Here is a 21,649-nt window from a genome sequence, read left to right as displayed (position 1 = left end):
TTCCCAAGGTATAAACATGAAAATAGCGTTTTTTGGCGAGTGCATGGTTGAGCTTAGTGGTGAACCGCTGAGAAAAACATTCGGTGGTGACACGTTGAATACGGCTCTATATCTGGCTCGACTCGGCCAGCGAAGAGGCATTCAAGTTTCTTATGCTACTGGTCTGGGTGATGATCAGCTTTCATCTGACATGAAGTCACATTGGCAAGATGAACAGATTGAAACGAATTTGGTAGAAACCATAGTTGGTAAACAACCTGGATTATATCTGGTCGAAACCGATGCGTCAGGTGAACGAACCTTTCTGTACTGGCGAGAAAACAGCGCAGCAAGGCATTATTTTTCTTTGGTAGCGACAAAATTAGAGATCGCATTGGCGACTAATCAATTTGATGCTTTCTATGTCAGTGGAATCAGTATTGCGATTCTTGATGACTCCGCGAGAGAGCGATTACTTTCCGCAATCACGTCTTTTAAATCTCGTGGCGGGAAAGTGATTTTTGATAATAACTTTCGTCCACAACTCTGGAGCACTGCAGAAGCCAAACACTGGTACCAAGCCATATTGCCACATGTTGATATCGCGTTAATGACAGAAGATGACGACGTGATGATTTGGGGTAACGAGGAGTCGGTAGAGAGTCGTTGTCAACGTTTAGGTGTATCAGAGCTTGTGATTAAGCGTGGGCATGAGCCGTGCAAGGTTGTTGCAGATTTGCAGTCAGACGCTCCAACGGCAAGCTATGTTGCTGCGACCCTCGTTGCAAACGTAGTCGACACGTGCGCAGCTGGGGATTCGTTTGCCGCTGGATATTTAGCGGCTCGATTGACAGGTGAAAGTGGCGATGATGCCGCGTTATTAGGGCACAAATTGGCGTCTACGGTTATTCAACACCCTGGTGCCGTTATTCCGTTGGGTGCTATGGACCATTTAATATAAGAGAAGTGTCATGTCGTTAATAGATAAACTAAAACAATTTAAAGTAATACCCGTTATTCAAATTAACCATGTTGAACAAGCTATCCCGTTGGCAAAAGTATTGGTTGAAAATGGCTTACCAGTTGCAGAAGTCACATTTAGAACGGAAGCCGCTGCTGACGCAATCCGAGCAATGAGAGCAGCCTATCCTGAGCTATGCATTGGTGCGGGTACGGTGCTGACGACTGAGCAAGTCGATACCGCGATAGATTCCGGAGCTGAGTTCATTGTTGCTCCCGGCCTGAACCCGACAACCGTTAAGTACTGCCAAGAAAAAGGTATTGCCATCGTCCCAGGGGTTAATAACCCGAGTCAGGTAGAGCAAGCATTAGAGTTGGGATTGAGCTTTTTGAAGTTTTTCCCAGCCGAGGCTTCAGGTGGCTTACCAATGATTAAATCGTTGTTAGCGCCTTATGGAGAGGTCGCCTTTATGCCAACTGGTGGTATCAGTAAATCAAATATTAATGATTATCTCGCCATTGATCGCGTGCACTGTTGTGGTGGTACGTGGATGGTGTCACCACAATTAATTGATGACGAGAAATGGGATGAATTGTCGAACCTAATTCAAGACGCCGTTAATTGTGTTAAATAGCTCGAATAAAAATATCTAAATAATAAATCAGGTAATGCAGTTGCTATAATTTATACAGCTGTATTATATGCGAAACATTTTTTGTGATGGCATTTGTCGTGTGAATTCAATATGGCACGTCACAACTCAAATTTAATAGAAACTTATTATGAATAAAATCATACCTTCTGCGTTACTTATATTAATGTCCTCTTCAGCATATTCTGCAACTACGTATCTTGATCTAAGACACGAATACCGAGATCCGTCAGACCGCCATCGTAGCCGAGTTATTTTAGGCCACCATTTTGATAACGGCTATGGTATTGAGATGCTGACCAATGTGAACCACGGGACTTACGGCGATAGCTTTGGCAGTAACTTACGTTTGTCGAATACAGAAATTACCAACTATTACACCTATGCTGTCAATGATAACTTCGTTCTAAATCCCGGTTTAACCATGAACTTTATGAGTTCAAATACCTTTTATATGCCGTATCTAAAGTTAAATTATAACTTTGACAGTGGATTCTTTATTCACGGACGTTATCGATATGACTTTTCAAGTGCAGAAGCTAAAAATGCAGCAGGAGAAAACGAAACTATCCGTCGAAACCGTTACGATATGTGGACAGGATATAACACGGATAAGTATACGTTCTCTTATGCCTATACCTATTTCGACCAAATAACGAATCACCCTGGTGAGCTCGCTAATGGTAAGCAAACTGCGAGAGAGCATACGTTTAAATTTTTATATAAATACTCTAGTTTCATGAGACCGTATGCTGAAATTGTTGATGCTGATAAAAATATTTATATTCCAGCGCCAAATACTGGCGAGACGGAATGGCGCTATAGAATTGGATTAAACTTTGTATTCTAAGGAACTAAGAATGAAAAAGAATGTTTTATCACTGCTCGTTGCGGGTTCATTGATGTCAGCAACAGCATGGGCCGCTGCGCCTAATACCGACCTAAATTTGATGCCTTACCCACAATCAGTAGAATTAGGCACAGGTCAAGTTGAGCTAACAAAAGATTTTAGTGTTTATATTAAAGGTTATCGTTCTGATCGAGTTGACTTTACCGCTAAGCGATTCATTGAACGTCTAGAAAGACAAACCGGTTTGCCTACCTTAAATTGGAACGCGGATTCTGAGAGTTCGGCAACGTTTGTTATTGATATTGCGGATGCACCTCAAAATGATGTGCAAGATATGGATGCTGATGAGTCCTACCAGCTAGTCGCGAAAAATGGTCAAATTACATTAAAGGCTAATCGTCCTTACGGGGCAATCCGAGGTATTGAAACATTGCTTCAGCTTGTTGTCACGGATGCAAAAGGCTACCACGTACCGGAAGTAAATATTGACGATGCACCGCGTTTCCCTTGGCGAGGGGTTTCTTATGATACATCTCGTCACTTTGTTGAAATGGAGGTTATTTTACGACAGCTTGATGCGATGGCATCGGCAAAAATGAACGTGTTCCATTGGCACCTATGGGATGATCAGGGCATACGTATTCAACTCGACAACTACACAAAGCTGTGGGAAGACACCACCGATGGTGATTACTACACCAAAGATGACATTCGCCATGTCGTTGAGTATGCGCGTCAGCGTGGTATTCGTGTTATTCCAGAAATCTCGTTGCCAGGCCATGCTTCCGCTGTCGCTCACGCTTATCCAAACTTAATGTCTGGTATGGGTGAACAAAGCTATGAACAGCAAAGAGAGTGGGGGGTATTCGAACCGCTAATGGATCCGACTAACCCTGACTTGTACGTGATGTTAGAGAGTGTGTTTGATGAGGTAGTTGAGCTATTCCCAGATGAGTACTTCCATATTGGTGGTGATGAGCCAAATTATAAGCAATGGCAAGAAAATCCGTCGATTCAAGCGTTTATCAAAGAAAATAAGTTGGATGGTGAACGTGGTTTACAATCTTACTTGAACGCGAAAGTTGAAAAGATGCTAGAGCAACGAGGCAAAAAAATGTCTGGTTGGGATGAGATTTGGCATAAAGATTTACCAAAATCCATCGTGATCCAAAGTTGGCGTGGCCACGATAGTATTGGTCGCGCAGCACAAGAAGGTTACCAAGGTCTACTATCAACAGGTTACTACCTAGATCAACCACAACCAACGAGTTACCATTATCGAAATGATCCAATGCCTCAAGGCATTACCGTGGATGATCAGCTTCATGAAGGTGAACGTTTCGTTAGTTACCAATGGGAAAAACCGCGCACCAAAGGTGGCCCACGTAAAGGTCTACTGACCATCATTCAAGCAAAAGACGGCAAAGTTCGTGCATTCACAGACTACAATGGTAAATCACGTACTGAAGTTAACATCATCGAGTACACACCAGGGGAAAGCTTCCGTGGTCACTTTGACAACTTTATGTCGTATACCGAATTTAATCTTAATCTGTCAGGTGAGCAGTTGGCTGAAGGAAGCTACCAGTTAATTGGTAATGTTCGTTGGCCGACTACCGGTAAGATTGTGGCTTCTTCTGCTAAAGAAGGCTCGTCAATTCCGGCTCCAACTGGTGGCTACCCAGCAGAGCTTACCGATGATGAAAAGGCCCTAATTCTTGGTGGTGAAATTACGGTATGGGGTGAGAACTATAACTCACTAACGGTTGAGAATCGCATCTGGCCTCGTAGCTATGTTATTGCAGAACGTTTATGGTCGGACGAAACGTTGACTGATGAAGCAAGTATGTATAAGCGTATGCGTGCGATCGATACATGGTCTGAGATCTCGGTAGGAATGCGTCATCATGCCAATGCACGAGTGCTAATTGAAAGACTGGCTAACGGTGCAAATCCACAGCCTTTGCTGACTCTGGCTGACTACACCGAACCAGCTCAATATTATGCACGTAACTGGGAGAAGTGGATTCAAACTGAAACGCCAGGTGATTTGTATAATCAACATGAGCGTCTAAACCGTTTTGCCGATGCACTCGCGGTAGAAAGTTATGCCGTCTATGAAATGAACGATTTAGTACAAGCCTATCAATTGGGTGATAAAACCGCACTAGATGGATTAGAACTGCACTATGTCAAAGTTGCGGCGGCAGCTGAAACTTCAGCCACGATTTTTGCTAATAACATCGCTTCTATCGATACGGTTGATGTAGCACAATCGACGGTGAGCATCGCGCAGCTAGGACAGACGTTGATCGAGCGCGCACGCAATCAAGACACGCTTTCGTCGGCGGATGTTAGAGAGTATCAGAAGATGATCGATGCGGTAGCGGTAATCAAAGATGAGACGATTGTTGCGATTACAGTCCCAACAGAAAGGTTGCTTCATGCGTTAGCCAATAAGTAGCGCGTTGTTTAACTGGTATTAATTTGAGCGCTCCTATCGAGGGGCGCTTTTTGATCAAGAGTTAGGGGAGGAGGACTTCTAAGTTGAATGGGGTAATTTCAGGGAATCCGTGAAAATCTACCTATATACCTATATACCTATATACCTATATACCTATATACCTATATACCTATCATTTGGTTTGTAATAACGGTCTGAAATACGGGTTGTGCTGCTTGTTTCCGCTGACATCCAAGTGGAAATAGAGCACATATCGACTAGTTTTAAATGAATGAAGGCTAAGAGAATCATGATGTCATGCAACCACCACCTATTCCTGCTAACGAAGACTATAGAATCCATCTTCTTCGCCAGCTCAAGATCTTAGATACCCCGCGAGAAGAGCGTTTTGATCGGGTGACTCGCTTGGCTAAACGTATGTTTAACGTCGATATAGCACTAGTCAGTTTGATTGATGAACAGCGGCAGTGGTTTAAATCAGGGGTTGGGATTGATGCTACCGAAACTCATCGAGATATTTCATTTTGTGGTCACGCGATACTAGGTGATGAGCCATTTATCGTTCCGGACGCATTGGCGGATCGTCGCTTCTGGGATAACCCATTGGTGAAAGGTGAGCCTAACATACGTTTTTATGCGGGCGTGCCACTGAAGCTGGCGGAGGGCGCTAAAATTGGAACCTTGTGTATTATAGCTCGTGAACCGCGCCACTTTACCGATCAAGAAGTACACGACTTAATTGATCTCGCCAAACTGGCAGAAGGTGAACTCGTTGCTAATCTAAACTCCACCATTGATGAATTGACCCAGATCTCAAACCGCCGCGGTTTTAATGAACTCGCAAATAAGGTGATCAGTAAGTGTCGGTTTCTCATGGAGCCCTACAGTTTAGCGTATTTTGATTTGAACGATTTTAAGCGGATCAACGATACGTTAGGTCACTCTATCGGTGATGATGCGCTGACCTCTTTTTCTCGATTGTTAATTGATAACTTTAGAGATTCTGATGTGATAGCTCGTATTGGCGGAGATGAATTTGCGGTCCTAATGTCGGGCACGACCGGAGTGGACGCCCGCTATCCTATGACCCGATTTGACGAAGAGATTATGAAGTTTAACAGTGCCCATCCTCGTATTTACAAACTGGGTTATAGTGTTGGGGTTGTCTCTTGTTCACCGTTGGAAGATATCGATCATAACGAGCTTTTAGATCGTGCTGATAAAGCTATGTATCAATATAAGCGAGATTAGATAATACGCGAGACTAGGGTTCGACTATAAGTGACTCTAAATCACGTTAACGCGCTTTGAGCCACTCGAGCAGCCCTTTGAGTGATGGAAAAGAAAAGTTAGCCTCATGAGGTATACCCACTTCAATGTTATCGTTAGCAATGAAACAGCTTTGACACCCCGCGTTTTGGGCTGTTGCAATGTCGTAGTAATGGTCACCTACATAAAGTATTTCTTGTGGGGCAAGTTGCCACTGATTCATGAGGTGATATAACGCGTCAGGAGCTGGTTTAGGAGCAAACTCCTCTCTTGTGAGCAAATGTTCGATGGGCAAGCGATGAGTGGTAATTTTGGTCATCGCCGCCTGACGACAGTTTCGAGTCACCACGCCAGTATAATATCGTTTTTGCTTTAGCCAACGAATCAACTCTACCGCGCCAGGCATCAGAGTACTGTTTACCGCATCTTTAATTTCGCATTCTCGAATGATGTTGGATAATCGATTTTGTTCTTGACGATCAAACTGCTCCAAATGTTTGAGTAGATCACGATCTTGTGGGCAATTAAGATGTTGGCGTAGCTGAACAAAGTTGATATCTGAAGATATGAGAGTGTTGTCTAAATCAAATACGATCGCTTTTAGCTTATACAGGCTCAAGGATAGTGTACCAAAGCAGTTTTAGATGATTGCAGGATAGGCGAGCTTAATCGGCTTGGGTAGTCGTTGATAATATAATTGTGAGATTGCTATCCATCAATATGTTTTTTTTTGCGGGGTAATAGCCAGTAAATCAGACCTGTTCTCTTGCATATTTTGTTGATCAAGAATCCGTATGGCTTGGTGAATATTGACTTCAACCAAATTAATGAGGGACTGCATATCATTGAGACTAGGTTGTTGACCGCTTTCAAGAAGAGCGGTCAGCGTAGCGAGCTTACTTTCAACCAAACTGAGGTTGAGTTCGCTAATTTCACTCTGTAGCGATGTGAGAGATGCTAATATTTCTGGTATGGATTTTTCAGGGTAAACTTTTACTAATACGTCGAGACACTTTTCGGCCACATTTTTAAATTGGGTGATTTGAGGAATATCAATTGGGTTCCCTAAGTGTGAATGCGACGTCATCCGCAGTTCAGCTTCGGTGTTGCTAATCCCATCCAGTTTAGTGACGTCATGCCTAATTAAGTGCAGAATATTTGGATGAGTATTCTCCTTGGACGGAATCATCAATTGATGACGAAAGCGCTGAAGTGCGTCGATAAAGCTCTCTTTTTGCAACGGTTTTGTTAGAATATGGTTCGCACCTGCTGCCATGAAATTATCATGGGCTTCTTTAAATACATCTGCCGTACATCCAAAAATAACAGTATTGCATTTGAGTTGCTGTCGAATGATTCTAGTGGCCTCAATACCATCCATCACAGGCATATGGTTATCCATAATGATCAAGTCGTAAGCACTGTTTTGGACACGTTCAACCGCAATCTCGCCATTTTGGGCGACATCAACTTGATGGCCTTGTTTGGTACAAAACGTTTTTGCCACCAACGCATTGACCTTATTATCCTCGACAAGAAGAATGTTCAGCGAACAGGCAATTGCTTGGTCGTCAAGAGACACGCTTTTTTCTTTAGTGGCTTGAACAGCCTGAATTGGCATCAGTTTTAGGTTTACGGAGAAGACGCTTCCCTTACCGAAAGTACTGGTGACATTGACATCGCCTCCCATTAAATTCGCGAGTTGTTTGACAATCGCTAGCCCCAATCCAGTCCCTCCAAACTGTCGAGTTGTTGATGATTCCGCTTGAATAAAAGGATCGAATATGGATTTCAAGCGGTCGTTGGGGATACCAATCCCGGTATCGCTAATTGCAATGACGAGTGTTTCAATATTGGATTGATTATTAGGACGAGAAGCAACGTCAATGGTAGAGGGGGTATCTTGACTTAAGGTGATGGTGACACTACCTGTTTCAGTGAATTTGACAGAGTTGCTGAGTAGATTAAATATGATTTGGCGAATTCTAGATTTGTCACCGCGGTACGATTTTCCGGGTGACAGTTGATTAATTAAATGAAAACTAATGCCTTTTTCTTTGCAAAGAGAAGTATAAGTACTGACTATTGGGTCGCAAATATCTTCGATAGAAAAGTCTAAAACCTCGAGTTCTAGCTTACCTTCTTCAATCTTTGAAATATCGAGAATATCATTGAGTAATGAGAGTAAGTGATTGCCTGATTCTAGGAGAATATGCAGTTGTTGTTGGTGCTGAGCATTGGTTACCGAAGATTCAAGAATCTGGGCCATTCCTAGAATGCCGTTGAGTGGTGTGCGTAACTCATGGCTCATAGTGGCTAGGAATGTTGACTTTGCTTGATTGGAAGCATCCGCTCGTTCAACGGCGTGCTCTAGGCTTTTTTGAAGTTGTTTACGTTCACCGCTGTCACGCTCGACAGCAATAAACTGTTCAATTTGGTTATCTGCATTGAGAATTGGAGTGATGACAATATCGATCCAATACGGTTGCCCATTTTTGTGATAATTGATGAGTTCTGATTTGACAGTATTTCCAAGTTTCAGTTCTTTTGAGATACGACGAACTTCGCTTAGCGAGGTACCTTCCCCTTGTAAAATGTCACCGGGCTTTTTACCGATTACCTCATTGAGGCTGAATCCGGATATTGTTTCGAATGCTGCGTTGACCCAGGAGGTATAGCCTTGTTTATCCGTTATGATGATCGCATCACTTGCGTGTTCAACAACCATAGCGAGGTGAGAACGTTCTTTTTCTTTAACGAGAAGATCGGCGATTAACTTCCGTTCTCTATATTGTTGTATCTGTTGTTTTCGATATAGATAACAACCTATTGATAGTATTAATAATATTAAAGCAATGGAAATATGAACTTTAGTTGATAGTGAGCGCTCAAGCCAAAAATTATTGGTTTCATTCATGAGAACATGAATTTCACTATCGACCAGCGCCTGTTTCTCCAAGCGGATACTATTTTGAACTCTATTATGAAGCTTGATATACCCATCAAGTGCTAGCAGGTCATTGTTCTGTTGGAGTTCATTTGGAATGACAGCGATCGATTGTGCTAAGTCGAGGTATTGATAAATGGCGAGTTTGTCTTCGGCTGAATACGTGTTGGACATTAGGTTATTTTTTAGGGCCTTAAGGGTGTTACTCGAATACTCCAACGACACTTTTGCGCTCAGCAGACGTTCAAGTCGTTGAGTGAAAATGAGAACGTTGTTTTTCACACTTTGTGCATATGAGACGCTTTCGGTTGGTATTGGGCTGATAAAAGAGGGGTAGCCTTGGCTGTTTGCTTTCATGTTGTCATAGAGCTGTTCAGAAAGTCGCTCTAATTCGACTAACTCATTTGAAAACCTATCGTAGGTCTTAGTCGTACTATATTCGAAAGAATATATTTCTTCGAGGCTATGGGTAATGTTCTGCGATAGGGAGAGAAACGCTTTTTGATATGAATCGCTGACGTAAGTGCTAACGGCACTGACGATGAGCCACAATGCTGAAAGAAAAATGACCGTGATGTAAAGAAATTCGGCTCTACGTTTTGTCAGCAGTCGGCTCTTCATTGGGTAGCTCCTTGAGATAACTCCTCGAGATAGGGTGGAGGTGGGGCGGAAAGCGAGTGTAAAAATGCGCTTATCTCTATGACGGTGATTGCATCTAACTCTTGACCAAGTTGAACCTTTGCCATGGTAATGATGGCATCTTCTAGCGTTAAGCTTCGTCCGTCGTGAAAGTAGGGCGGTGTTTTTGCCACGTTACGAAGGCTTGGAACGCGAAATACATTTTTGTCAATCTCAATACCCGTTACGTTGTATCGCCCTAAGTCTTGGTTTTGATGAGGGGTCTGTTCTATATTGCCAAATTTTTGAAATAAGTTACCGCCAACATTCGTACCTTGATGACATACAATACAGCCCAAGGACTGAAACTTTTGCCAGCCTTTTTCTGCTATCGGCTCGATGGCAATCTTATTGCCTTTTAAATAATGGTCAAACGGGGCATCCGGAGTGCTTAGAGCGCTCATAAAGGTAACGAGAGATGTTTTAATATTGGCTAGGTTTATTTCCCCATTCCAAACAATGTCAAACTGATTACGGTAATGTGGTGTGGATTCGACGTAATCGATGATGTTATCCCAGTTCGTATCCATCTCTAGTGGATTATGAACGGGTCCATCCATTTGATGCTCCAGACTTGACGCTCTGCCATCCCAAAAAAATCGCGTGTTGTTTGTGATGTTAAACACTGTCGGAGAATTCCTAACTCCTGCTCCTTTTACACCCGTTGAGACTTTAGTGTTTTCTGCTCCATTATCGAAGATATGGTGACAAGATTCGCAACTGATTTGACCGTCAGATGACAAATTGGGATCGATAAATAATTGAAGGCCGATCTTAGCAATTTTTTTCTCTCTAATGTTTAGTTGAGTGACTTCAATAGGAGAAATGAGTGGGGTGGGTTGTGTATCCAGTGTATCAGCAAGCGAATGATGTTCATGCCCCTCAAGTTGATGAAGAGTTAAAGGCGAGTTAAAACGGTGCAACATCCATGCTGTAAAAATAATCAGAAAGGTTACAGCGACTATCCACTTGACTAAATAGCTATTCATACAGTGTGTACGATTATTGATTGTACTTATTAGTATGGGATACATATTTTCCGGTTCAATGTAATGTAAAAAAAAACCAAGAATAATGAACTTACGTTAAGAAATAGGTCTTATAGGGGCTATGGGTTGCAATCGGTACTTTTACTCAATTACTGATATTTCAGGTTGAGTTTTTGTGTCCACAATGTTGCTTTTTGCTTGGCTTGATGTAACTTGTACCATTAAGTAGTTATTGATTTTGTTAGCCTATAATAGTCTTAACTTTTATAAATTTTTATGTTGGGTGGTTGTTATGAAAACTCATTTACGTGTTCTTACTCTGACGGCGCTAATTGGCGTTGCATTGACTGGGTGTAGCCCAGAGGCAGAGAAGACAGTTGAAGCTCCAGTTGTACGTCCAGTAAAAACGATAGTTATTGGGTTAGAGAATCAAAGCATGGTTCGTGAATTCCCTGCACGAGTCTTAGCGTCTGATCGTGCAGAGATGGCTTTTAGAGTGTCGGGTAAGATCGATAGTCTTCCAGCAAAGGAAGGCGATGATGTGAAGAAAGGCACCGTCCTTGCCACGTTAGATGATACTCGTTTTAAATTAGCGGTGAGAGACGCCAAAGCGACATTGCAGCGCTTGCAAGCTGACTTTAAGCGAGCGAAAGAGCTAATTAAAGATAACTTTATTTCGAAAAAAGATTACGAACAAATTCGAGCAGACTTAACGAAAGCCCAAGCTGGCTACGATAACGCCAAAACGCAGCTTAGCTATACCAAGCTTGTCGCCCCTTTTGATGGCTTTGTTGCACAACGTAGTATTCAAAACTTTGAAAACGTCGAAGCGAAGCAAGTGGTTTTCTCATTCCAAAATCTTAATACACTTGAGCTAAAATTTGCGGTACCAGAAAAATTGGTGAGAGAAATTCGTGATGAGCAAACAGATGACCCTGTTGAAATTCCGGTTTTTGCCTATTTTGACCTAGCTCGTGAAAAACCGTACCCAGTCGAGATCACAGAGGTGTCCTCTAAAGCAGATTCCGATACCCAGACATTTGAAGTGACGGTAACGCTTGAAGCACCAAGTGATCAAAATATTCTTCCTGGTATGACGGGGTATGTGACCGCAGACTTCTCCAATCTTAATGACACCAAAGGGGCTATTCAGGTTCCAAGTACGGCTGTCGTCAGTGATAACGCTCATAACCCAACGGTCTGGGTAGTAGGCGAGGACAACACGGTTTCCCCTAAGCAAATTGAAGTGTCGACAATGGCAGGTGATCGCATCACGGTCTTATCGGGCTTAGAAATGGGTGAGCGCATTGTAACGGTAGGCGTTCCATTCTTGAATGAAGGAATGGAAGTAAGCCTGATGCCGGAAATCGATCAAGCTCAATAACTGTCGACTCAGCGAGAAGAGATGTTTTATGAATTTAGGTGAGTATTCAGTAAAGAATAAAGTCAATAGCTGGCTATTAGTGCTGCTAATGACGGTTGGTGGTGTTCTGGCATATTTTGAAATGGGGAAGCTGGAAGATCCAGCGTTTACCATTAAAGAAGCCAAGATTATCACGACTTATCCGGGCGCATCGCCACAAGAAGTCTATGACGAGGTCACGTATCATATTGAAGATGCGGTGCGTTTGTTAGGGCAGGTGAAGCGTATCAAACGTTCCGTTACCCGAGAAGGACTGTCTGATATAACGATTGAGTTCAAAGATGAGTACACGTCTGCAGAAATGCCGGGTATTTATGATGAACTTAGACGAAAGATCGCCGACAACAAGCACAAGCTTCCTCCCGGAGCCGGTGAGCCACAGATCATTGATGATTTTGCCGATGTATATGGCGGGTTTTTAGCGCTGAACGGTGAAGGCTACAGTTTTCGTGAGCTAAAAGATGTTGCGGACAATCTTAAGAAGCAATTAGTACTCGTTCCAGGGGTACGTAAAGTATCGATTGATGGCGATCAGCAAGAAGTGGTCTATGTCCAAATGTCTCGCACCAAAATGGCGAAGCTTGGCATTGACATGGCGACCATTGAAAATCTGTTGAGCTCTCAAAACTTAGTGTCAGACTCAGGGCGTTTTCGAGTTGGTCCCGAGTTTATTCGAATTGAACCAACGGGTAGCTTCAAACACGTGAGTGAGATTGAAGATCTGCTGATTGCAAGTGACGACAAGAAGCTTATTCGCTTGGGCGACATCGCTGAAGTAACTCGAGAATATAAAGAAGAGCCGTCGAAGCTCATTTACTTTAATGGTAAGCCTTCACTTACCGTCGGCATCTCAATGCTAAGCGGTAAAAACGTGGTTGAAGTTGGTGGCTTAATTAATGATAAAATTAAGAGCTTAGAGAACCAAATTCCTCTAGGTATGAACCTTGATATTATCTATAACCAGCCGCAAGAAGTGGATGCTTCTGTGGCGGGCTTTGTGACCAACACGGTTGAAGCCCTTATCATCGTGGTCGTGGTGTTACTGGCCTTTATGGGACTGAGAGTTGGCCTGATCATTGGTGCCGTTCTTGTGATCACAGTGGCGGGTACGCTGGCTATTATGCACCTCTATGGAATCGAGCTTCAGAGGATCTCTCTCGGGGCCTTGATCATAGCCCTCGGGATGCTGGTGGATAACGCCATCGTGGTTGCCGAAGGGATGATGATCCGTATTAAACGTGGTGTACCTGCGATGAAAGCGGCGGGAGAAGTCGTTGGAGCCAATGGTTGGGCGCTATTAGGTGGTACCGCTGTAGGTATTCTAGCGTTTGCTGCTATCGGTATGTCTCAAAGTAATACCGGCGAATTTACTCGCTCACTGTTCTACGTTATTTTGATTTCCCTATCACTGAGTTGGGTGACGGCAGTATCAACAACACCACTACTGTGTGCGTTGCTTCTTAAGAAGGAAGATCGTAAAGAGGGTGAAGAAGAAAAAGACCCATACGCGGGTGCTGGTTTCGTTATTTATAAAAGTGTACTGCAGTTTGCTCTTAAACAGCGTGCGCTGACCATTAGTATTATCCTCGCGATGTTTGTTGCGTCGGTCTGGGGCTTTGGGTTTGTAAAAAGCGCCTTTTTCCCGAATGCGAATACACCGATGTTCTTTGTCGATGTTTGGGAAGTGGAAGGCAGCGATATACGTCAAACGCGTGATGACACCTTAAAAGTCGCGGAGTTTATCCGTGAACAAGAAGGTGTTGAATGGACGGCGACCTTTATTGGTGGCGGGGCATCGCGTTTCTCATTAGTTTATACGCCGCAAGATACAACAAAAGCGTATGGTCAAGTTATCGTTCGTACTGAAAACCGTGAAATGATCGCTGCGTTGCAAGCGGACATTGATAAGTTTATGACGGACAATATCGATAGCATCGAACCAAAAATTAAGAGTTTGCGGATAGGTCCGGGACGAGACTCTAAAATTGAAGCTCGATTTGCGGGACCAGATCCGGCTGTGCTACGTGACCTATCCTCGCAAGCTGAAGCGATTATGCTTGCCGATCCTGAAGCGAAAGAAGTGCGTAATGACTGGAGACAGCCAGTTAAGCTAATTAAGCCTATCTTTAATGAACAGGTGGCTCGTCAACTGGGTATTACGCGCACTGAACTGACCGCCTCTTTACGTGCCGCGAGTGAAGGCTCTCAAGTTGGTATTTATCGTGATGGTGTAAGATTACTGCCGATTTACTTCCGTACGGATGCCAGTGAGCGCCAAAACGTGGCTCAATTGATGGATGCGCAGGTTTATAGTCCAGTACTAGAAAAAACGGTGCCTATTGCGCAGGTGGTTGTGGCATTTGAGACCGTTTGGGAAGATGCGATGATTCGTGGTCGTGATCGACTAACGACGATTATAGCGTCAGCTAACCCAACGGGTGAACTTGCTGCACCGTTATTTGATCGCCTGAAGCCTCAGATTGAAGCGATAGAATTACCACCAGGTTATACGATGGACTGGGGTGGTGAGTACGAAGATTCAGCTGAAGCGCAAGGCGCGTTGTTTAGTGCGATACCAGTGTCTTTTATCATGATGATTATTGTCGTGGTATTACTGTTTGGTAAAGTTAAACAGCCATTGATCATTTGGATCACGGTACCGTTGGCGATTATTGGTATTACCGCAGGCCTACTGCTACTTGATGGCGCGTTTGATTTTATGGCGTTATTGGGCGCACTTAGCTTGATAGGCTTGTTGATCAAGAATGCGATAGTTTTGCTGGAAGAAATTGATATGCAGGCGGAGGAAAAGCCAGTATATGATGCGATTATTGACTCTTCGATCTCTCGGATGAGACCGGTAATGCTAGCAGCGTGTACGACTATTCTAGGTATGATTCCGTTACTTGGAGACGTATTCTTTGTCAATATGTCAATCACTGTGATGTTCGGTTTGGGTTTTGCAACCGTTCTAACACTGGTATTTATCCCGGTAATGTATGCCATTTTATTTAAGGCAAAAAATCCAGCCTAAGTAAAACCGGTCTTAAAATAGCCCCTTAAATAAAAGGTCAGACTCCTAAGAGCCTGACCTTTTTTCTTTGTTATTTACCCGTTTTCGCGACTAGAAACTCTGAAAACGCCATCCAAGATTTTTTATCTGCGTCTTCTCGATAATTTTTTGAACCAAAGACGGTGAAAGCATGAGGAGCGCCACTGTATGTGATCATTTCGTGTGAGATGTTGTTCTGTTCTAATTCGACCGCTAAATCCGCAAATTGGGACATAGGGATTGCGGCATCTGCCGTACCATGAAGAACCATGATTGGCGCTTTAGTTTGCGCGTAGTTTTGTCCTTTCGGTGTTTGCAGGCCACCATGGAACGTGACAAAGCCTTTTGCTGTCATCCCTGCTCTGGCAGATTCTAAGACCGCAGCACCTCCAAAGCAGTACCCCATGACGACGGTATTATCAAGGTTCCCGCCCAGCTTTCCCGCTTCAGCAAGTCCGGCATTCATCAGAGCCTGAAGCTTTGCTCGGTCTTTATAAAGCTCACCCGTGTGCTGTTTTTTGTCTTCGACTTTTGTCGGTCTAACATCTTGCCCGAAAAGATCAACAGCAAAGACGTTGTAGCCCATGGTGTTGAGCATCTCTGCACGTTCTTCTTCGTATTCAGTAAGCCCATCCCAATCATGTACTAACAGGACGAGAGGTGCAGTATTGTCGGTTTTAGACCAATAACCTTCGTAGGCTTGCCCATCCAGTTCGTAAATGATGTGCTCTCCCGCTAGGGATAGCGATGACATGAATGTGGTTGCAAGTGCCAATCCAATGCGCTTATTTTTCATTGTATTCTTCCTTGTCATAGTAATGTTGCGCCAGTTTATTGAAGCTTAGTACGAATATTTGACTCTGTGGTTCAATGGTTTTTGTAATAGTAGAAACTTACGTCAAAGCCGTTTGTTGAAAAGAGTGGAGATAGCCTCAATACATGCAGAAGTAAGTAGGGTGGAAAGGACTACTTTTTTAATGAGTTATTATGTATAACAACGACAGGATTCAATACATGGATGTAGCCAATGGGCAATAAATTACGCAGTACCTCAATGTCAGTATTGCTGCTGGGCTTGTCATCGTCTGCTTGGGCAGCTGAATATAAAGATCATGTGGATGATAAAAAAGATAAGGTTGAGAGTTCTCGAAAAGCGAGTGGTGAAAAGGAAGGGTTTATTGCTCTTCCTATCCCGATGTCGAACCCGACTTTAGGCACTGGAGTGCAGTTGCTTGGTCTATATATGCATTCGAAGGAGCCCGATGCAAAAGCGCACAATGACACATCAGGCGTTATGGGAATGTACACCTCGACAGAAAGTTGGCTTGTGGGTGCGTTTCATGATGGTGCGTTGAAAGATGATTCCATTCGGTATACGGGCGGGCTGTTCCACGGTAACTTAAACTTAAAGTACTATGGTGACGGAAACGACCCGATTTTTACTGATGACCCGCTAGAGTATGGGATGGTGATGAGCGCTGTTATGTTGCGCGCATTATTCAAACTTGGACAGTCGAATTGGTACTTTGGGCCACAGTATAATTATATGCAGACTGAAATTAGTTTTGACAAGTTCAATGGTTTTTGGCCGAAACCTGAAGAAGTAAAGTCTGGTGGGTTGGGAGCGGTTTTGCATTTTGACACTAGGGATGACAACTATTATCCGACCACGGGTTGGTTTTCTCAGTTTAGCTATATGGACTATGGGAAACAGTGGGGAGGAGATGGTGATTATGCGATGAGTAAATTGGCAGGCAGTAATTACACCAGTGTGTTAGAAAATGTGGTTATAGCATCGAAAGTGACCATGGAGTTGAGTGGAGGCGACGTGCCATTCTATGAAAAGCCAACGTTAAAAATGAGAGGCTTTAACCATGGGCGCTATCGAAATGACAACATTTTACAAGGTCAGTTTGAAGGTCGCTGGATGTTTAAGCCTAGATTTGGCCTAGTGGCTTTTGTTGGGTTAGGCAAAACGGCGGAATCACAGCAAGATATTTTGCGCCAAAGTACTATTGTGACTAAGGGGTTAGGTTTCAGGTGGCAACCCGTCGAGCAAAAGAAAATGAATATTCGAGTAGATTATGCAAAAGGGCCCGAAGAAAACACGCTTTATCTTTCGGTTGGTGAGGCATTTTAGACGTTGACTCATGTTACAAGTGAAGTCACTACTTAAAAAGGGAAGCGATCGCTTCCCTTTTTTCATTGGTTACGTTGTGCTCGGTATCGTTATGCCGACATAGGCACCAGAATCATTGTACCGATAATCACGGTGATTAATCCCGCAATGACAGGTACAGAAGTACGTTTAACGACCTCAAATGGTGAGATATTACCCATTCCAGATGTTGCCACAATAACGCCAGAAACTGGCGAAATAGTGCGACCAAGGTTAGAGGCTTGTAACATAGGAATGATTAAGAAAGCCGGGTTAAGCCCCATTTTCGCTGCCAGAGAGGGAGCGAGCTCAACGAAGGCGTAAAATGGCGCATTACCAGAGCCTGTTGCGATAGCCGCCGCCACAGTGAGGCCTGTGAGGATAAGCATCAGTGCCACACCGCCAGCGCCGGCTGAGTCCGCAAGATGCAGCAGGTTATCAATTGCGCCGATAGACATTAAGCCTTGCGCAAAAACACCAGCAGCCACCAACAGCATCACCACGCCTTTAAATGCATCGGCCATCCCTTGATAGCATGACTCTAAGTCTTCTAGCGTCTTTTTACCATTGAACCTTTGCGTGATGAAGTTGATCACGGCACCAATGAAGATTGAGCCGACCACAATAGTATAAATATCGAGTGATAAGCCCGGAATAGTGCGACCATTAAAAAGAAAAACCCCAATAATTGGCAAGAATGGAAGTAAGCAATAAAACGCTGGTGCGTCTACTTTCATCTCAGAAACGTCAACACGCTCCATGGGTGTGTTTTCTTTTTGGTCTAAGTATTTATTCCAAAAGAATGCCGCGGCAGCCATGACAATGATGGCGCAAATAGACACCGGAAGCACGGTTTGTACGGCAAATACGTCAAGCGCCAGCCCAGACTTTTCGGCAGCAATAACAACATCACCAGATGTCGGGGAAAGAATAATGGCCGCCGGAGAGGCACACACTGCGACTGCTGCGGGACGAGAGATTCCCATTGCTGTCATCATTGGGAATAACGTGGCCATAAGTAATACGCCAAGGCCTGTCGCAGAGCTGACCGCGAGGGACATCAAGCAGGCAACAATATACGCTGCGACCAATAAAACATAGGGAGATTTGATGAATGACAATGGTTTAGAAAATTGTTTAACCACCACGTTATTGGCGCCGATATGAGTCATGTAAGACGCAAAACCACACAGCAACATGATTTGCATACCAAGACCTCCCCCACGATACTGGAGCATATATTTCACGTATTCTAGAGAATCTGTGACCATATTGCCCGTTGAAGCGATTTTGGAAGGTAAGATAGTGTGCCCTAACATGCCAGTAAGTAAGAGCAGTGCAATACCAGCTGTCAATAAAACGCCTGCGGGTTTGTAGCCCTTAACAATGAAATAGCCTACGGCTACTGTCACTATTAAGCCAATAAGTAGTTCTAACATAATTGTCCTTTTATTCAGTTAAAATACGCAACAATTTATTTCTAAATGTGTCAGAAAATGTACAGGAAATTGATTTGTGGCACGACAAATACCTAACGAAGCGATGATCTAAAACAATAAATTAATTTGGATGAAAACTGCAGGTTTTTGGGCTGTACTAATAGTGTTGAGTAGGTGTTAATTTCGTATTAATGTCATCATGCAAAACTATTGCCGCGGTCACGTTAGGTTGGTTTTTAACCAATGTCGTTGGTGAATCCATAACTGGTGATGTTTCGGTTGCAAATCTGTCGAATAACGACAGAATCAAACCATATTTTTATAGGAATCGTCGATATGTTGCACCCTTCTGTTAACTTACTTGATGTCCGCGCTTTTGTGTTAGTCGCAAACTTGGGTAATTTCACTAAAGCGGCTGAAGCGCTAAAAGTATCGAGATCTCACGTATCAAGGCAAATCCAATCTCTTGAGAAAGAGATGGGGGTAAGCTTGTTGATACGTACCACACGCACAATGAAGCTGACTCAAGCAGGAAAAGCCTTACTGGCAAGCTGTGACAGTGCATTACATAGCATCGATCAGGCGGTTCATGCCGCGATAGATGATATTGATACAGTGAAAGGGCGCATCAATATTAATTGTGTGGGCGGGTATATCGGTGAAGAGCTAGTCGCGAAGTACTTGTCTGAGTTTTCTCTACAGTATCCCGATGTTTCAATAGAGTTGGAGTTTTCTAGCCACCGCGTTGACTTACTGGAAGAAGAATTTGATATTGCCATTCGTATGGGTGAGCTACCTGATGCGAACTATGTCGCTCGACACTTGGTTGATATTGAGATGCTCACATTGGCAAGCCCGAGTTATTTGGCAAAAGCAGACCCTATAGAGCACCCTAAAGACCTTAAGCAGCATAATTGTTTAACGGGCTCGGTAACAAAGTGGCAGTTCATTCATGATAGCGGCAATGAAAAAGCAGAAACTACCATCTACGGGCGCTTAAGTTGCAAGAATGGACGAGTATTGGTGAACAGTGCAAAAGCGGGGCTCGGAATCATTCGCGTGCCAGCCATGTACTGCCAACCAGAGTTAGATTCGAAGCAACTAGTTCCGGTATTTGAAAATTGGGGAATTAAAGCTGTACCATTATCACTTATCTATCATCGAGATCGATACCAACCTAAACGCATTAAAGAATGCGTAGCATTTTTGAAAAAAGGTTTTTCACAAGAGCTTTAGACATCATCTGATTGTATTTTCACAGTGTGCAAGTTATCTTAGTTCAATTAGCCGCATATCACTTTGTTGGTTAACTCGTTCTAGTCTTTTTAATCAAGAGCCACTTTAGCCACGTGTATTCAGTAGATAAAATTAACCAAATTTTAAAGCGAAATCTCAAGGAAGCCGAGGAATTCAGCTTAGACGGACTCAGTAAAAAGTTATATGAGGTCACCGATGTCCTTGATTTTGAGCACTTTTTGTTTGCGGTTTCTGTCCCTGTGACGTTGATGCGCGCTGAAAACGTGGTGTTAACGAATCAGCCAATCAATTGGCGTGACTTTTATGAAAATAATGAGGTGATGTATTTTGATGAAGTTGTCCTTCATTGCCGCAATAGCACCGCCCCCATTTTATGGAATGACATAGTCAAAAATGGACAGCATGAGAGTAAAAATGTCGTTAAATTAGCGTCTGATTTTGGGCTTGGTGATGGTATTACCGTGCCACTTAGAGCCAATTTTGGTTGTTTGGGACTACTTAGTTTTTCAAATCGTAAGAGCTCGGCCATATTGAGCAATGAGTCAACATTATTAGCGACTTACGTCGGTAGCTTAATTGCAGACTACATCAATGACGTCAGGTATGAGGTGTGTAAACAGCAGCCCGGTTTTGTTGAATCAGACTTAACCTTACGAGAGCAAATATGCTTAGCGTGGGTTGCAGAGGGCAAAAGCTCATGGGAGGTCTCACAGATCATTGGTTGCTCGGAAAGAACGGTTAACTTTCATATCCAGAATGCGAGTGAAAAACTTAATGCTTTCTCTCGCACTCAGGCGGTGTCTAAGGCACTGTTAACCGGCTCTATCGAACCTATGTTGGTGTATCGTAGTGTTGGCAAACCAATGACGTAATGCATTATCGACAGGGACACGCAGTGCAACGCTGCGTGTGGTGTCGAGTAGATGCACCTTACCGTCGCCAATTCGACAACTCGGAATGCCAATTTTTCTCATGATGCGCTCAATCCCCGTCGAAGTTAACGTGACATACTCAGTGTAGCCTTGCTCGATGGCATACTGCACAACGAGATAAAACAGCATAGCGGTAAAGTTAATATGACTTGCGCGTTTAGCTATTTCTCTATCTACGGCAAATCGAGTAAGTTCTACAATCGACTTATCATTGAAAACCTCACCTTGCAATAATTCTGGAAAAGTATTGTTTAGCATGTAAGCGCTGTTGGTATGAAGTAAGCGCCAGCAAGCGGCGACCTTGTTTTCATACTCAATAATAATGTATTTGGAGTCAGGGCGATCATACTCATCGATATCTAGTTGGTCTTGTGTGTTAATAGACCATTGTAATCGCTCTACAAACACTTGGTAGCGTAGCTGATGCATCTCGATCTTTTGTTTATCGGTCAGTTCATTATAAGTACAAATAGTAATGATCGGTTCCATGGGATGTCCTCTTGGTTGTTTAACAATAAGAGGTTATCGCGAGTGAAACATAAGCATAACTGATAGAACGCTCAGCTTGTTTTATTAAAAACAACAGAATGTCAACCTGT

At 43.4% G+C, this 21,649-nt stretch carries 16 protein-coding genes; 10 read left to right on the top strand and 6 right to left on the bottom strand.

The window, feature by feature from the left end:
• Positions 1-16 precede the first annotated feature (16 nt).
• The 5 genes from MD535_RS06915 (at position 17) to MD535_RS06895 (ending at position 6,157) form a co-directional block, all read left to right on the top strand.
• Positions 17-940 carry a sugar kinase gene (locus MD535_RS06915; protein ID WP_265674152.1) on the top strand — a complete coding sequence of 308 codons (924 nt, stop codon included), beginning with the start codon at positions 17-19 and terminating at the stop codon, positions 938-940.
• A gap of 10 nt (positions 941-950) precedes the next feature.
• The gene (locus MD535_RS06910) at positions 951-1,574 is read left to right on the top strand and encodes a bifunctional 4-hydroxy-2-oxoglutarate aldolase/2-dehydro-3-deoxy-phosphogluconate aldolase (RefSeq protein ID WP_265674151.1); all 624 of its coding nucleotides are present in this window, start codon (positions 951-953) and stop codon (positions 1,572-1,574) included.
• A gap of 148 nt (positions 1,575-1,722) precedes the next feature.
• Entirely contained in the window at positions 1,723-2,442 is a 720-nt protein-coding gene (locus MD535_RS06905; protein ID WP_265674150.1) for an oligogalacturonate-specific porin KdgM family protein, read from the top strand.
• Between the two features lie 10 nt (positions 2,443-2,452).
• The gene (locus tag MD535_RS06900; RefSeq protein WP_265674149.1) at positions 2,453-4,906 is read left to right on the top strand and encodes a family 20 glycosylhydrolase; all 2,454 of its coding nucleotides are present in this window, start codon (positions 2,453-2,455) and stop codon (positions 4,904-4,906) included.
• A 297-nt stretch (positions 4,907-5,203) separates the two neighbouring features.
• Positions 5,204-6,157: a GGDEF domain-containing protein gene (locus MD535_RS06895; RefSeq protein ID WP_265674148.1), complete on the top strand. Its 954-nt coding sequence runs from the start codon at positions 5,204-5,206 to the stop codon at positions 6,155-6,157.
• Positions 6,158-6,203: 46 nt separating this feature from the next.
• Here the strand turns inward: MD535_RS06895 and MD535_RS06890 are convergent, their stop codons facing one another.
• The 3 genes from MD535_RS06890 to MD535_RS06880 form a co-directional block, all read right to left on the bottom strand.
• The gene (locus tag MD535_RS06890) at positions 6,204-6,794 is read right to left on the bottom strand and encodes an HAD family hydrolase (RefSeq protein WP_265674147.1); all 591 of its coding nucleotides are present in this window, start codon (positions 6,792-6,794) and stop codon (positions 6,204-6,206) included.
• Positions 6,795-6,890: 96 nt separating this feature from the next.
• Positions 6,891-9,743 (bottom strand): PAS domain-containing hybrid sensor histidine kinase/response regulator, encoded by a 2,853-nt coding sequence (locus tag MD535_RS06885; protein ID WP_265674146.1) that lies wholly within the window; start codon positions 9,741-9,743, stop codon positions 6,891-6,893.
• Complete coding sequence (locus MD535_RS06880; RefSeq protein WP_265674145.1) at positions 9,740-10,789, bottom strand: cytochrome-c peroxidase; 1,050 nt, start codon at positions 10,787-10,789, stop codon at positions 9,740-9,742. Before MD535_RS06880 ends, MD535_RS06885 begins: the two co-directional genes overlap by 4 nt.
• A 292-nt stretch (positions 10,790-11,081) precedes the next feature.
• Here MD535_RS06880 and MD535_RS06875 point away from each other — a divergent pair, with 292 nt between their 5' ends.
• Both MD535_RS06875 and MD535_RS06870 read left to right on the top strand, forming a co-directional pair.
• Complete coding sequence (locus MD535_RS06875) at positions 11,082-12,173, top strand: efflux RND transporter periplasmic adaptor subunit (protein WP_265674144.1); 1,092 nt, start codon at positions 11,082-11,084, stop codon at positions 12,171-12,173.
• A 28-nt stretch (positions 12,174-12,201) separates the two neighbouring features.
• Positions 12,202-15,246: an efflux RND transporter permease subunit gene (locus tag MD535_RS06870; RefSeq protein ID WP_265674143.1), complete on the top strand. Its 3,045-nt coding sequence runs from the start codon at positions 12,202-12,204 to the stop codon at positions 15,244-15,246.
• Between the two features lie 70 nt (positions 15,247-15,316).
• Here the strand turns inward: MD535_RS06870 and MD535_RS06865 are convergent, their stop codons facing one another.
• Positions 15,317-16,060, bottom strand: coding sequence for a dienelactone hydrolase family protein (locus MD535_RS06865; RefSeq protein WP_265674142.1), 744 nt, complete (start codon positions 16,058-16,060; stop codon positions 15,317-15,319).
• A 231-nt stretch (positions 16,061-16,291) separates the two neighbouring features.
• Between MD535_RS06865 and MD535_RS06860 the strand changes: the two genes are divergently transcribed.
• Positions 16,292-17,404, top strand: coding sequence for a BamA/TamA family outer membrane protein (locus MD535_RS06860; RefSeq protein ID WP_265674141.1), 1,113 nt, complete (start codon positions 16,292-16,294; stop codon positions 17,402-17,404).
• Positions 17,405-17,493: 89 nt separating this feature from the next.
• Here the strand turns inward: MD535_RS06860 and dcuC are convergent, their stop codons facing one another.
• Positions 17,494-18,861, bottom strand: a complete 1,368-nt coding sequence (gene dcuC / locus MD535_RS06855; protein ID WP_265674140.1) for an anaerobic C4-dicarboxylate transporter DcuC — start codon at positions 18,859-18,861, stop codon at positions 17,494-17,496.
• 336 nt (positions 18,862-19,197) lie between these two features.
• On the opposite strand from dcuC, the gene MD535_RS06850 reads away from it, so the two are divergent.
• Positions 19,198-20,097 (top strand): LysR family transcriptional regulator, encoded by a 900-nt coding sequence (locus MD535_RS06850; RefSeq protein ID WP_265674139.1) that lies wholly within the window; start codon positions 19,198-19,200, stop codon positions 20,095-20,097.
• 113 nt (positions 20,098-20,210) lie between these two features.
• Positions 20,211-20,990 (top strand): autoinducer binding domain-containing protein, encoded by a 780-nt coding sequence (locus MD535_RS26180; RefSeq protein WP_265674138.1) that lies wholly within the window; start codon positions 20,211-20,213, stop codon positions 20,988-20,990.
• Here the strand turns inward: MD535_RS26180 and MD535_RS06840 are convergent.
• Positions 20,931-21,539, bottom strand: a complete 609-nt coding sequence (locus MD535_RS06840; RefSeq protein ID WP_265674137.1) for an acyl-homoserine-lactone synthase — start codon at positions 21,537-21,539, stop codon at positions 20,931-20,933. The genes MD535_RS26180 and MD535_RS06840 overlap by 60 nt on opposite strands.
• Between the last annotated feature and the right edge of the window lie 110 nt (positions 21,540-21,649).

The organism is Vibrio qingdaonensis, assembly GCF_026191675.1.
GTDB lineage: Bacteria > Pseudomonadota > Gammaproteobacteria > Enterobacterales > Vibrionaceae > Vibrio > Vibrio qingdaonensis.
The sequence above is the reverse complement of the archived record's forward strand: the minus strand, read 5'-3'. Positions and strand labels throughout refer to the sequence as shown.